The sequence below is a fragment of the Thiohalobacter sp. IOR34 genome (genome assembly GCF_030406045.1).
Classification (GTDB): domain Bacteria; phylum Pseudomonadota; class Gammaproteobacteria; order Thiohalobacterales; family Thiohalobacteraceae.
In genome coordinates this window covers 214080-226034 of sequence record NZ_CP128988.1, presented here as the reverse complement: position 1 = coordinate 226034, position 11955 = coordinate 214080, and the positions used below count along the sequence as shown (strand labels likewise).

Below are 11955 nucleotides of genomic sequence, written 5' to 3'. Positions count from 1 at the left end.
TCTCTTCAGCGGCCTCTGCTTCTGCCTCGGTCTCGAGGAGCAGCTCGTGTTCCGGCTTCTCGTCGAGGATCTCGGGACCGACCAGGCCCTCGGCGATCTCGCGCAGGGCCACCACCGTCGGCTTGTCGTTGTCCCACTCCACCTTCGGCTCCACGCCGCGCGCCAGCTGCCGGGCCCGCTTGGCGGCCACCAGCACCAGCTCGAAGCGGTTGGCTACATTTTCCAGACAGTCTTCAACGGTAACGCGCGCCATGGCTCAACCCTTTCAACGTGTTTCGGGGGAATCGGAATCCCGGGACGGGCGGCAGAGTCTACCCAATTCAGCCCTCGGACGCCAGCAGGCCCTCGATCAGCGCGGCATGGCGCCGGCTCTGCGCCTCGCAGCGCAGCCGCCCGGCACGGACCACGGCCTCCAGTTCGCCGAGCGCCACATCGAAGTCGTCGTTGACGATCAGGTAGTCGTACTCCCGGTAATGGGCGATCTCGTTCACCGCATCGCGCATGCGCCGAGCGATGGTCTCGTCCGAGTCCTGACCGCGACCGCGCAGGCGCTGTTCCAGGGCCTCGCGGGAGGGGGGCAGAACAAAGATGCTCTCCACCTCCGACCAGGCCGCGCGCACCTGCCGCGCCCCCTGCCAGTCGATGTCCAGGAACACGTCCCGCCCGTCGGCCAGCAGCGCCTCCACCGCTGCCCGCGAGGTGCCATAGTAGTTGTCGAACACCCGGGCATATTCCAGAAAGGCCCCCTCGCGGATCATCTGCTCGAAGCGCTCGACGTCCACGAAATGGTAGTCCCTGCCATCCACCTCACCCGGCCGCGGCGCCCGGGTGGTGTGGGACACCGAGAAGCAGATGCCGGGCAGCCGCTCCATCAGCGCCCGCACCAGACTGGTCTTGCCCGCCCCGGAGGGGGCGGACACTATATATAACTTGCCGCTGATCGCCGTACTCATGCCTGTCTTCACATCCGCTCACGAAAAATGCCCATGATACAGGATCGGCCAGCGGCTGCAGTGAAGCCGCCCGTCACTCCACGTTCTGCACCTGTTCGCGCATCTGCTCGATCAGCACCTTGAGTTCGACGGCGACGCCGGTGGTCTCGGCATCGGCCGACTTGGAGGCCAGGGTGTTGGCCTCGCGGTTCAGCTCCTGCATCAGGAAATCCAGCCGCCGGCCGACCGCCTCGTCACGGTCCAGCACCTTGCGCACCTCGGCGACATGGGCCTCGAGGCGGTCCAGCTCCTCGTCCACGTCCATCTTCTGCGCCAGGTAGACCAGCTCCTGTTCCAGGCGGTCGCTGTCCGGCTCGGCAGCGACTTCTTCGAGCCGCGCCCGAAGCCGCTCACGGATCCGGGCGCGCACCTCGGGCAGACGCCGGCGGGTGGCTGCAATCAGCGGCTCCATGGCGGCCAGCCGGGCAAGGATCAGTTCGCGCAGGCCGGCACCCTCGCGCTCGCGGGTCTCGACCAGTTCGTCGAGGGCGCGCCCGAACAGCGCCAGCGCGGCCTCGGCCACCGGCCCCACGTCCTGCTGGCGTTCCAGCATCACCCCCGGCCAGCGCAGCACGTCGAGCACGTCGGGCGGCCGGGCCGCCTCCAGGGCACCGTCGACCCGCCCCAGCGCGGCCGCCAGCCGGCGCAGGTAGTCCTCGTCCAGCTCGATGGCATCGGCCTGGCGCGGCGCCGGACGGAAGCGCAGATTGCACTCCAGCTTGCCGCGCTTGAGCCGCGCCGCCGCCCGCTCGCGCACCACCGGCTCCAGGCTGCGCAGTTCCTCCGGCAGGCGCAGCCCGATCTCCAGGTAGCGGTGATTCACCGAGCGCAGCTCCCAGGTCAGGCTGCCCCATTCGCCCTCGCCCTCCTGGCGTGCGAAGGCCGTCATGCTTCGTATCATCTGCTTCCCCTCACCGCCCCCACTGCGGGGGCTCAAGTCCCTGCCGGCCGCGGCCGATCTGTCCCCCATGGTACGGCCTATCCCCAGCACAGTGAAACCGGCGCCTCCGCGGCACGGGGAGGGGCCGGCGCACGCCACACGCCCGCAGCCCTTCGCCCGCCCAGCCGCGACCACGACATGCTGAAGAAACAGAAAAATGCCCTGCCGGACGGCACCGAACTGGACCGCTACCGGATCCGCCACCTGCTGGGCGGCGGCGGCTTCAGCCTGGTCTACCTGGGCACGGACCGGGAAACCGGCGAGCGGGTGGTGATCAAGGAGTACATGCCGGGCCGCCTGGCCCGGCGCCAGCCCGACCTGAGCGTGACGCCAAAGGACGAGGCGGTGGCCAACCGCTTCAACCGCGGGCGCATGCTCTTCTTCCAGGAGGCCAGTGCCCTGGCCACCCTCAAGCATCCGAACATCGTCAAGGTGCTAAGCTTCTTCCGGGCCAACGGCACGGTGTACATGGTGATGGACTACCAGGACGGCAAGAATCTGCAGCACTACCTGACCAACCGTGGCGGCCGACTCAGCGAACGCTTCCTGCGCACCGTCTTTCCGCCGCTGCTGGACGGTCTGGAAGTGATCCACGACGCCGACCTGCTGCACCTCGACATCAAGCCCGGCAACATCCACATCCGCCCGGGCGGCGCACCGCTGCTGCTCGACTTCGGTGCCGTGCACGGCTTCCCGCAGAGCCGCCAGGCCCAGCCCGGACAGGTGATCACCGCCGGCTTCTCACCCATCGAACAGTACGAGACCGGCGGCTATGTTGGGCCCTGGACCGACATCTATGCCCTCGGCGCCACCATGCGCGCCTGTATCGAGGGCCGCCCCCCGCCGCCGGCCCGCCAGCGCCACGAGCGGGACTGCATGCGCCCGGCGCAGACGCAGTTCCGCAAACGCTACTCGCAGGGCCTGCTGCGCGCCATCGACTGGGCGATGGAGGTCGACCCGCTGTTGCGGCCGCAGAGCGTGGCCGACTTCCGCAAGGTCCTGCTGGCCGACTCGCCCCAGCCCGAGACGCCCGAATCGCCGCTGGACCGCCTGGTCAGCAGTCTGCCCTGGGGCCGGGGTTGAAGCGGGATGCGCGTCAGCGTCGCCCAGAGCAGCCACCTCGGTGACCGCGACAGCAACCAGGACCGCTGCCTGATCGTGCAGCATGAGGATGCGGTGCTGCTGGCGGTGGCCGACGGCATGGGCGGCCACGCCCGCGGCGACCTGGCGGCCGAAGCCTGCGTGGACAGCCTGCGCCGCCAGTTCCTGGCCCGCGACCCGCTGCAGGACCCGGCCGGCTTCCTCCGCCAGGCCGTGCACCAGGCACATCGCACCATCCTCGCCGTGGGCCGCACCCAGAAACCACCGGTGCAGCCGCTGACCACCCTGGTCTGCTGCCTGGTGCAGGACGACACCGCCCTCTGGGCGCATGCCGGCGACAGCCGCCTCTACCTGCTGCGCGAAGGACGCATCTTCTTCCAGACCCGCGACCACACCCCGGTCGCCGACCTGCTGAGCTCGGGCCTGATCGACGCCCGCGAGGCGCGCCACCACCGGCTGCGCAACCGGGTCAGCCAGTGCCTCGGCAACCCCGAGGCGCCACCGGAGATCAGCATCGGGCCAATCGCCTTCCTGGAGGCCGGCGACGTCCTGCTGCTGTGCTCGGACGGCCTCTGGTCGGCGCTGGCGGAGGAACGCCTGACCGGCCTCTGCGACGCGGGACAGGACCTGGCCGGGCAACTCGACGCCCTGGTCAGCGAGGCCGAGGGCAACAGCTACCCGCGCAGCGACAACGTCAGCGCCGTGGCCCTGCGCTGGGAGGGGCACGCCGCAACACCCGCCGGCACGGACCCGACCCCAGCCGCTCGACACAGCGACCCCCTGCAGCGCGCCATCGCCGACATCGAGCAGGCCATCGCCGACTACGGGGGGGAGATGGAACCGGGCGGCGAGGGAAAGGACGACACCTGACGGCTCGCGTATAATCCGCGCATCGTCCACTTGCCGACAGGATTCCCGATGCGTCCCAGCCAACGCGCCGCCGACGAGCTGCGCCCCATCCGTATCACCCGCAACTACACCATGCACGCCGAGGGCTCGGTGCTGATCGAGTTCGGCAACACCCGGGTGCTGTGCACCGCCAGCGTCGAGAGCCGCCTGCCGCCCTGGCTGCGCGGCAAGGGCCAGGGCTGGGTGACCGCCGAGTACGGCATGCTGCCGCGCTCCACCAGCGAGCGCATGGGCCGCGAGGCGGCGCGTGGCAAGCAGGGCGGGCGCACCATGGAGATCCAGCGCCTGATCGGCCGCTCGCTGCGCGCCGTGGTCGACCTGAAGCGGCTCGGCGAGCGGGTGATCACCATCGACTGCGACGTCATCCAGGCCGATGGCGGCACCCGCACCGCCAGCATCACCGGCGGCTACGTGGCCCTGCACGACGCCGTCGCCCACCTCATCGAGCGGGGCGAACTCAAGGACAGCCCGCTCACCGGGCAGGTGGCCTCGGTCTCGGTCGGCATCTACCAGGGCACGCCGGTACTGGACCTCGACTACCCCGAGGACTGCAACGCCGAGACCGACATGAACGTGGTGATGGACGGCGAGGGGCGCTTCATCGAGGTGCAGGGCACGGCCGAGGCGGCACCCTTCAGCCGCGAGGAACTGATGAACATGCTGGACCTGGCCCAGGCCGGGATCTTCCAGCTGATCGAGGAACAGAAGAAGGCACTGGAGGCATGAGTATGCGCAGAATCGTCCTCGCCAGCGGCAACAAGGGCAAGGTCCGCGAGATCAATCAACTGCTCGCCGGCCACGGCATCGAGGTCATGCCGCAGTCCGACTTCGATGTCCCGGAGATCGAGGAGACCGGTCTGACCTTCGTCGAGAACGCCATCCTCAAGGCGCGCAATGCCGCCCGGCACACCGGCCTGCCGGCCATCGCCGACGACTCCGGCCTGGAGGTCGACGCCCTGCAGGGCGCGCCCGGCATCTACTCGGCGCGCTACGCCGGCCCCGGCGCCAGCGACCAGGCCAATCTGGAGAAGCTGCTGGAGGCACTGGCGGATTTCCCGGTAGAGGAACGCAGCGCACGCTTCCAGTGCCTGATGGTCTATATGCGGCATGGCGGCGACCCGACGCCACTGATCTTCCAGGGCACCTGGGAAGGCCGCATCCTCGACGCGCCGCGGGGCGAGAACGGCTTCGGCTACGACCCGGTGTTCTGGGTGCCGGAAGAGGGCTGCTCGGCCGCCGAACTCAGCGCCGCGCGGAAGAATGCCCTCAGCCACCGCGGCCAGGCGCTGCGCAAACTGATCGCCGCGCTGGGCTGACCGACCGCTTATCTCAAAGACACGATCGTTCCAACACTCCATCCCGCATACCGCACCAAGGCGGGCTCCGTGAGCCGGGGTGGCAGGATGGCGCGGTACCCCTTGCGCCTCGATCGCGGCCTGGAGACCGCTCCTACGACAACATATTGTGCCGCCATGCCCCGTAGGAGCGGCCTCCAGGCCGCGATCGGGGGATCCACGGCGGGCAATGCCCGGAGTCAATCGAGCAGGCACAAAGCCGGGTTACGAGTTGCCGCCCCATTTACCAGCCTGCACGCCGATCATGCGTGCAGCCTTGGTGCAATATCCGGGTTAGACACGTTACTCCGGAATTTTTTGTTCATTTCGGTTTCAGGCCAAATGCTTTGGTGCAATATACGAGCTGACTCAGGACTGATCTCCTGCGCTGATGGAAAGCAGCCCTGTCGCCCCCTCCACAAACCCCACCCGAAATCCGGTGCTTGCCCCTTCCTTGACAGGCTGTGCCGTATCCCCTTAGATTCAGCCCCGGGAATCCTTTCACCGAAGCTGAAGGATTCCCGGCTTCTGGTGTCCCCCCGGCGGTTCCTCCGGAGGGATGAAACGGGAAGCCGGTGCGTGCTGGCACTCGCCAGCGCAATGCCGGCGCTGCCCCCGCAACGGTAGGCGAGTCAAGGGTCTGCATCACGCCACTGTGCACGAGCACGGGAAGGCACAGCCTCTGGGAGTCTGAACTCCCGCTCGCGAGCCCGGAGACCGGCCTGAAGCCGAAAGCCGGCATTGCGGAGGGCGGTGCCACGGCGACAGGTCCTGCAATCCCTGCCTCCGTCCTTGTTTCCGCCCCCGCATGCCTTCGTGCCACACACCTGGCTGCGGAAGACGAGGACTTGGATACCACCGACCCCACAGAGCGCCACCGCAAACGCATGCAGCGCAAGAAGGCCGTGGTCGACGCCGCCATTGCGCGCGCGGACCGCGACCAGGGCCTGCTGCTGGTCCTGACCGGCAACGGCAAGGGCAAGTCCAGTTCCGCCTTCGGCATGGTGGCGCGGGCCCTGGGGCACGGCATGAAGGTCGGCGTGGCGCAATTCGTCAAGGGACGCCAGGATACCGGCGAGGAGGCCTTCTTCCGGCGCCAGCCCGGCGTGGTCTGGCATGTGCTCGGCGAGGGCTTCACCTGGGAGACCCAGAACCTCGAACGGGACCGCGCCACCGCACAAAAGGGCCGGGAGGTGGTGCGCGGCATGCTGGCCGACGAAAGCCTGGGGCTGGTGGTGCTCGACGAGCTCACCTACCCGCTCAAGTACGGCTGGCTGGACCTCGACCAGGTACTGGCCGACCTCGAGGCGCGCCCGTCCATGCAGCACGTGGTGATCACCGGCCGCGGCGCCCCGCAAGCGCTGATCGACGCCGCCGACACCGTCACCGAACTGCGCGACGTCAAACACGCCTTCCGCGCCGGCGTGCGGGCGCAAAAGGGGGTCGACCTGTGAGACGCTGCCCCGCCCTGTTCATTGCCGCCCCCGCCTCCGGCCAGGGCAAGACCACCGTCACCGCGGCGCTGGCCCGGCTGCACCGCGACCGTGGCCGGCGGGTGCGCGTTTTCAAGACGGGGCCGGACTTTCTCGACCCGATGATCCTGGAACGGGCATCGGGGGCCCCGGTGTACAACCTCGATCTGTGGATGGGCGGCGAGGCGCATTGCCGCCGGCTGTTGTACGAAGCGGCGGGGGATGCCGACCTGATCCTGATCGAAGGGGTGATGGGGCTGTTCGACGGCGACCGTTCCAGCGCCGACCTGGCCAGTCTGTTCGGCGTGCCGGTGCTCGCCGTCATCGACGGCAGTGCCATGGCCCAGACCTTCGGTGCCCTGGCCCACGGGCTCGCCACCTACCGCGCGGGGCTCCCCTTCGCCGGGGTGTTCGCCAACCGGGTGGCCAGTGAACACCACTACCGGATGCTCGCCGAGAGCCTGCCGGAGGGCATGCGTACCTTCGGCTGGTTGCAGCGCGACGAGGAGATCGGCCTGCCCGGCCGGCATCTCGGCCTGGTGCAGGCGCAAGAGATCGGCGATCTCGATGCCCGCATCGCGCGGGCGGCCGCCGCGCTCCAGGGGCCGGCCTGCGAGCTGCCCCCGGAGGTCTCCTTCGAGGCACCGCCGGAAGAGGAAGCCTGCCCGCCACATCTGGATGACATCCGCGTCGCCGTGGCCCGGGACGAGGCCTTTTCCTTCGTCTACCGCGCCAATCTCGACACGCTGCAGGCACTGGGCGCGGAGATCGGCTTCTTCTCGCCGCTCGACGACAGCGCCCCGCCGGAAGCGGACGCGCTCTACCTGCCCGGCGGCTACCCGGAACTGCATCTCGAGCGGCTGGAGGCCAACCGGTCCATGAAGGCGGCGCTGGCCGCCCATCATGCCGCGGGCAAGCCGATCGTCGCCGAGTGCGGCGGCATGCTCTACCTGTGCGAATCCCTGACCGACGTGGCCGGCCGTACCGCGGAGATGGCCGGGCTCCTGCCGGGCAAGGCGGCCATGCAGGAACGGCTCGCCAACCTGGGCCTCCACCGGGTCGTGCTGCCCGAGGGGGGATTGCGCGGCCACAGCTACCACTACTCGCGGCTGGAAACGCCGCTTGCGCCGGCCGCCACCAGCGAGCCGGCGCGCAAGGGCAGGCAGGGCGAACCCGTCTATCGGCAGGGCCGCCTGCACGCCTCCTACCTGCATCTCTATTTCCCATCCAACCCGGCGGCCACTGCCCGGTTGTTCTCGACCCCCACAGCTTCACCCGTCAACTGAAGGAGGAACCGCCATGCATCCAGCATCCGGAACGGCCCATGCGGCACACACCCACGACGATACCCTCGCCGGCCGTCTGGCATCGTCCCTGCTGGCCGCCCTGCTCGGCCTGGGCCTGCTCTACGCGGCCGGCTTCGCGGAGATGGACATATTGCACAACGCCGCGCACGACACCCGGCATTCGGCCGCCTTTCCCTGCCACTGACCCGGGGAGGCCCGCACCATGACCGGAAGCCGGTTCCGGCGCCTCTTCACGGCCGCCGCCTTCGCCGCCCTCTCGGCGGGCCTGCTGCTCACCCTGCTCCAGCAGATCGAGGTCGTCCCGGCGATTCTCGAGGCGGAAACCTACGAGGCGGCGGCCGGCGGCGCGGCGCACGATCATCCCGCGGCGGCCGACCACGGCCACGGGGAAACGGAGGACGGCTGGCAGCCGGAAGACGGCATGGAACGCCTGCTTTTCACCGCCGCGGCCAATCTGGTGATCGCCCTGGGCTTCGCCCTGCTGCTCGGCGCGGCCATCACCCTGCGGGGCACCGACCCGGACTGGCGCAGCGGACTCGCCTGGGGCGCGGCCGGGTTCGTCGTCTTCTATCTCGCGCCCACCCTCGGCCTGCCGCCGGAACTGCCGGGCACCGAGGCCGCGGCGCTGCGCGACCGCCAGTTGTGGTGGACCGGCGCGGCGGCGGCCACGGCGGCCGGACTGGCCCTGCTGGTCTTCGGCCGCGGCTGGATCGCCCGCGCTGGCGGGGCCGCGCTGCTGGCACTGCCGCACTTGGCCGGCGCCCCCCGGCCCGAGGTTCACCAGGCCCTGGCGCCGGAAGCGCTGATCGACTCCTTCGAGACGGCCGCCCTGCTCACCAATGCCGCCTTCTGGCTGGCCCTCGGCGGGCTCTACGGCTTCTTCCACCGCCGCCTCTCCCCATGACGCCCGGCAAGGTCTGGTTCGTGGGCGCCGGTCCCGGCGACCCGGAGCTGATCACGGTCAAGGGCCGCGGCCTGCTCGAGCGCGCCGGCGCCATCCTGTACGCCGGATCGCTGGTGTCCGAGGCCGTGCTGCGCTGGGCCCCGGAAGGATGCGAGGTCGCCGATTCCAGGGGCATGACCCTGGAGGAGATCACCGGCTGGCTGATTCGCCGGGCCTCCCGGCACGAGACGGTGGTGCGGCTGCAGACCGGGGATCCCACCCTCTACGGCGCGCTGATCGAGATGCTCCGGCCGCTGGACGCTGCCGGCATCGAGGCTGGCGTGGTGCCCGGCGTCTCCTCGGCCATGGCCTCGGCGGCCGCGGCCAGGGAAACCCTGACCCTGCCCGAAGTCACCCAGACCGTGATCCTCACCCGGGTCGAAGGACGCACGCCGATGCCGGAGGGCGAGTCGCTGGAGGAACTGGCCCGGCACCATTGCACCCTGTGTCTGTTCCTCTCCATCACCCTGCTCAAGAAGATCCGGGAGGCCCTGCTGGCGGCCGGCTGGTCCGAGGACTGCCCCGTGCTGGTGGTGCAGAAAGCGAGCTGGCCGGGCGAGGAGAAGATCGTCCGGGGCACGCTCGCCGACATCCGCGAGCGATGCAAGGCGTCGAGGATCCACAGCCAGGCCATGATCATCGTCAGCCCCGCCCTGGGCGCGCGCGGCCGGAAAGAAGTGAAGACTTCGAAACTCTACGACAAACGATTCAGCCACCGTTTTCGCAAGGCGATTGCGGCGAAGGGGGAAACGTCTTGAATGCCACCATCCTGCTGGTCGGCCACGGCTCGCGCCTGCCTGCGGCCAACGAGGAGATCCTCGAATTCGCCCGCCGCTGGGCCGCGGCCAATCCCCAGTGGCGCATCGAGACCTGCTTCATCGAGTTCGCCGAGGTGCTGCTCGACGAAGGACTCGACCGCGCCGCCGGCGACGCCGGGCGGGTCATCGTGGTGCCCCTGATCCTGAATGCGGCCGGGCATGTGAAGATGGAGATCCCGCACCACATCGAGCAGGCGCGGGGCAGACACCCGGACGTCGAGTTCGTGTACGCCCGCCACCTCGGCGCCAACGAGAAGATCCTCGCCATCCTGAAACGCAGGCTGCGCAGCGCCATGGGCGCCCTGGATCATCCGGATCCGCGCACCACCGGCGTCATCCTGCTCGGCCGGGGTGCCTCCGACCGGGCGGCCAACGGCGAGGTGGCGAAGATGGCGCGCTGGCTGTTCGAGGAAGGCGATCACGAGCTGGTGGACATCGCCTTCACCGGCATCACCCACCCCCGCCTGGAGGCCGTCGTGCAGCGCCAGGCGAGGCTGGGCATGACCCAGATCGCCGTCCTGCCCTACTACCTCTTCACCGGCACTCTCATCGAGCGCATCCGCCGCCAGGTGGCCCGGCTGGAGCGCCAGTATCCGCATATCGCCTTCGCCTGCGCCGACTACTTCGGCTTCGAGGAGGAGATCTTCGCGTTGCTGGATGCGCGCGTGCGCGAGGCCGCGGGCGAGCTGCCCGCGCAGCAGCCTGTCCGGATGGAATGCGACGGCTGCCGCTACCGCAGCCTGGCCGAGGAACAGGGCCACGGACACCCCCATCACCACGATCACGGCCATGCCCAAGACATTGAGACGGAGGCCCTTCCGAAATGAGCGAGCGCATCACCGAACAGTTGACCCAGGCCGGCCGGCAGATCGAGCACGATTCTTTCGCCATCATCGACCGCGAGGCCGGCCCGCACGGCTATACCGCCGAACAGTGGCCCCTGGTCCGGCGCATGATCCACGCCACGGCAGACTTCGAGTTCAACGGCCTGGCCCGCTTCCATCCCGATGCCGTGCAGGCCGGCATCGACGCCATCCTGCGCGGCCGGCCCATCGTCGCCGACGTGGAGATGATCTGCGTGGGCTTGTCGAAACCCCGCCTGGCCCATTTCGGCATCGACACCCACCAGTTCATCTCGGACGAGGACGTGATCGCCAGTGCAAAGGCCGAGAACAGCACCCGCGCCGTGCAGGCGATGCGCAAGGCGCACCGGCTGGGCCTGCTCACGGACGGCATCGTCGCCATCGGCAACGCCCCCACCGCCCTGCTGGAGGTCAAGCGGCTGTGCGAGACAGAAGGCGCCCGCCCGGCGCTGGTCATCGGCATGCCGGTGGGCTTCGTCTCCGCCGCCGAGTCCAAGGCGGCGATCGCCGCCCTCAGTGATCTACCCTGGATCATCACCGAGGGCCGCAAGGGCGGCTCCACCCTGGTGGTCGCCGCCATCCACGCGCTGCTGGCCGAGGCCGAGAAGGCAAGACAGGCGTCATGAGCGGCATCCGGCCCGAGATCACCCCGGCCGAGCGCGCGGGGTTCTACAAGGTGCTCTACCACCGCCGCGACACCCGCCGCGAGTTCCTCCCCGACCCGGTGGACGAGGCAGTGCTGCGCCGGCTCCTGGACGCCGCCCATCACGCCCCCAGCGTCGGCTTCATGCAGCCCTGGGACTTCATCATCGTGCGCGACCGCGCCATCCGCCGGCGCATCAAGGAGGATTTCGAGGCGGCCCACCGGGAAGCCGCGGAAATGTTCGACGAGGCGCGGCGGGAGAAATACCGCGCCTTCAAGCTGGAGGGCATCCTGGAGGCGCCCTTGGGGCTGGTGGTCACCTGCGACCGCAGCCGCACCGGCGGGCCGGTCATCGGCCGCACCAGCCAGCCCGAGATGGATCTCTACAGCACGGTCTGCGCCGTGCAGAACCTTTGGCTCGCGGCGCGGGCGGAAAACCTCGGCGTCGGCTGGGTGAGCATCCTCCATCCCGACCGGCTGAAGGAGGTCCTCGGCATTCCGGAAGGCATCGTGCCCATCGCCTACCTCTGCGTCGGCCACGTCAGCGGCTTCCACGAAAAACCGGAACTGGAAAAGGCCGGCTGGCTGCCCCGCCTGCCGATCGATGAACTGATCCACTACGACCGATGGTGA

At 69.4% G+C, this 11955-nt stretch carries 14 protein-coding genes, 1 pseudogene and 1 riboswitch; of the genes and pseudogenes, 12 read left to right on the top strand and 3 right to left on the bottom strand.

Annotation, left to right across the window (positions count from 1 at the left end; translation table 11 throughout):
• Window positions 1–58 precede the first annotated feature (58 nt).
• From rpoZ to QVG61_RS01110, 3 genes and pseudogenes are all read right to left on the bottom strand, one after another.
• Window positions 59–253, bottom strand: a pseudogene (gene rpoZ / locus QVG61_RS13625) (DNA-directed RNA polymerase subunit omega); the annotation flags it as partial.
• A 67-nt stretch (window positions 254–320) separates the two neighbouring features.
• On the bottom strand, window positions 321–953 hold the full coding sequence (gene gmk / locus QVG61_RS01115; protein ID WP_289931474.1) for a guanylate kinase: 633 nt from the start codon (window positions 951–953) through the stop codon (window positions 321–323).
• 73 nt (window positions 954–1026) lie between these two features.
• Window positions 1027–1881, bottom strand: a complete 855-nt coding sequence (locus QVG61_RS01110) for a YicC/YloC family endoribonuclease (RefSeq protein ID WP_289931473.1) — start codon at window positions 1879–1881, stop codon at window positions 1027–1029.
• A gap of 189 nt (window positions 1882–2070) precedes the next feature.
• On the opposite strand from QVG61_RS01110, the gene QVG61_RS01105 reads away from it, so the two are divergent.
• The 12 genes from QVG61_RS01105 to bluB all read left to right on the top strand — a co-directional run bounded on the left by QVG61_RS01105 (window position 2071) and on the right by bluB (window position 11955).
• Entirely contained in the window at window positions 2071–3015 is a 945-nt protein-coding gene (locus tag QVG61_RS01105; RefSeq protein WP_289931472.1) for a serine/threonine-protein kinase, read from the top strand.
• Between the two features lie 6 nt (window positions 3016–3021).
• On the top strand, window positions 3022–3903 hold the full coding sequence (locus tag QVG61_RS01100) for a protein phosphatase 2C domain-containing protein (RefSeq protein ID WP_289931471.1): 882 nt from the start codon (window positions 3022–3024) through the stop codon (window positions 3901–3903).
• Window positions 3904–3951: 48 nt separating this feature from the next.
• Entirely contained in the window at window positions 3952–4668 is a 717-nt protein-coding gene (gene rph, locus QVG61_RS01095) for a ribonuclease PH (RefSeq protein ID WP_289931470.1), read from the top strand.
• A 2-nt stretch (window positions 4669–4670) separates the two neighbouring features.
• A complete protein-coding gene (locus tag QVG61_RS01090; protein WP_354671195.1) occupies window positions 4671–5258 on the top strand; it encodes an XTP/dITP diphosphatase in 588 nt (195 codons plus the stop codon).
• Window positions 5259–5788: 530 nt separating this feature from the next.
• Window positions 5789–6017, top strand: a riboswitch (cobalamin riboswitch).
• Window positions 6018–6124: 107 nt separating this feature from the next.
• Complete coding sequence (cobO, locus tag QVG61_RS01085; protein ID WP_289931468.1) at window positions 6125–6730, top strand: cob(I)yrinic acid a,c-diamide adenosyltransferase; 606 nt, start codon at window positions 6125–6127, stop codon at window positions 6728–6730.
• Window positions 6727–8034, top strand: coding sequence for a cobyrinate a,c-diamide synthase (locus tag QVG61_RS01080; protein ID WP_289931467.1), 1308 nt, complete (start codon window positions 6727–6729; stop codon window positions 8032–8034). The genes cobO and QVG61_RS01080 overlap by 4 nt, the downstream gene beginning before the upstream one ends.
• 13 nt (window positions 8035–8047) lie before the next feature.
• A complete protein-coding gene (locus QVG61_RS01075; protein WP_289931466.1) occupies window positions 8048–8239 on the top strand; it encodes a CbtB domain-containing protein in 192 nt (63 codons plus the stop codon).
• Between the two features lie 18 nt (window positions 8240–8257).
• Window positions 8258–8959, top strand: a complete 702-nt coding sequence (locus QVG61_RS01070) for a CbtA family protein (protein ID WP_289931465.1) — start codon at window positions 8258–8260, stop codon at window positions 8957–8959.
• Entirely contained in the window at window positions 8956–9756 is an 801-nt protein-coding gene (gene cobM / locus QVG61_RS01065) for a precorrin-4 C(11)-methyltransferase (RefSeq protein WP_289931464.1), read from the top strand. The genes QVG61_RS01070 and cobM overlap by 4 nt, the downstream gene beginning before the upstream one ends.
• Complete coding sequence (locus QVG61_RS01060) at window positions 9753–10643, top strand: sirohydrochlorin chelatase (protein ID WP_289931463.1); 891 nt, start codon at window positions 9753–9755, stop codon at window positions 10641–10643. The genes cobM and QVG61_RS01060 overlap by 4 nt, the downstream gene beginning before the upstream one ends.
• Window positions 10640–11305: a precorrin-8X methylmutase gene (locus QVG61_RS01055; protein WP_289931462.1), complete on the top strand. Its 666-nt coding sequence runs from the start codon at window positions 10640–10642 to the stop codon at window positions 11303–11305. The genes QVG61_RS01060 and QVG61_RS01055 overlap by 4 nt, the downstream gene beginning before the upstream one ends.
• Window positions 11302–11955, top strand: coding sequence for a 5,6-dimethylbenzimidazole synthase (gene bluB, locus QVG61_RS01050; RefSeq protein ID WP_289931461.1), 654 nt, complete (start codon window positions 11302–11304; stop codon window positions 11953–11955). The genes QVG61_RS01055 and bluB overlap by 4 nt, the downstream gene beginning before the upstream one ends.

Excerpts from the sequence above, each read along its gene's own strand:
- rph (WP_289931470.1), top strand. The coding sequence starts at position 3,952 with ATGCGTCCCAGCCAACGCGCCGCCGACGAGCTGCGCCCCATCCGTATC.
- QVG61_RS01090 (WP_354671195.1), top strand. The coding sequence starts at position 4,671 with ATGCGCAGAATCGTCCTCGCCAGCGGCAACAAGGGCAAGGTCCGCGAG.
- QVG61_RS01070 (WP_289931465.1), top strand. The coding sequence starts at position 8,258 with ATGACCGGAAGCCGGTTCCGGCGCCTCTTCACGGCCGCCGCCTTCGCC.
- QVG61_RS01110 (WP_289931473.1), bottom strand. The coding sequence starts at position 1,881 with ATGACGGCCTTCGCACGCCAGGAGGGCGAGGGCGAATGGGGCAGCCTG.
- gmk (WP_289931474.1), bottom strand. The coding sequence starts at position 953 with ATGAGTACGGCGATCAGCGGCAAGTTATATATAGTGTCCGCCCCCTCC.
- bluB (WP_289931461.1), top strand. The coding sequence starts at position 11,302 with ATGAGCGGCATCCGGCCCGAGATCACCCCGGCCGAGCGCGCGGGGTTC.
- QVG61_RS01105 (WP_289931472.1), top strand. The coding sequence starts at position 2,071 with ATGCTGAAGAAACAGAAAAATGCCCTGCCGGACGGCACCGAACTGGAC.
- QVG61_RS01055 (WP_289931462.1), top strand. The coding sequence starts at position 10,640 with ATGAGCGAGCGCATCACCGAACAGTTGACCCAGGCCGGCCGGCAGATC.
- QVG61_RS01100 (WP_289931471.1), top strand. The coding sequence starts at position 3,022 with ATGCGCGTCAGCGTCGCCCAGAGCAGCCACCTCGGTGACCGCGACAGC.
- cobM (WP_289931464.1), top strand. The coding sequence starts at position 8,956 with ATGACGCCCGGCAAGGTCTGGTTCGTGGGCGCCGGTCCCGGCGACCCG.
- QVG61_RS01075 (WP_289931466.1), top strand. The coding sequence starts at position 8,048 with ATGCATCCAGCATCCGGAACGGCCCATGCGGCACACACCCACGACGAT.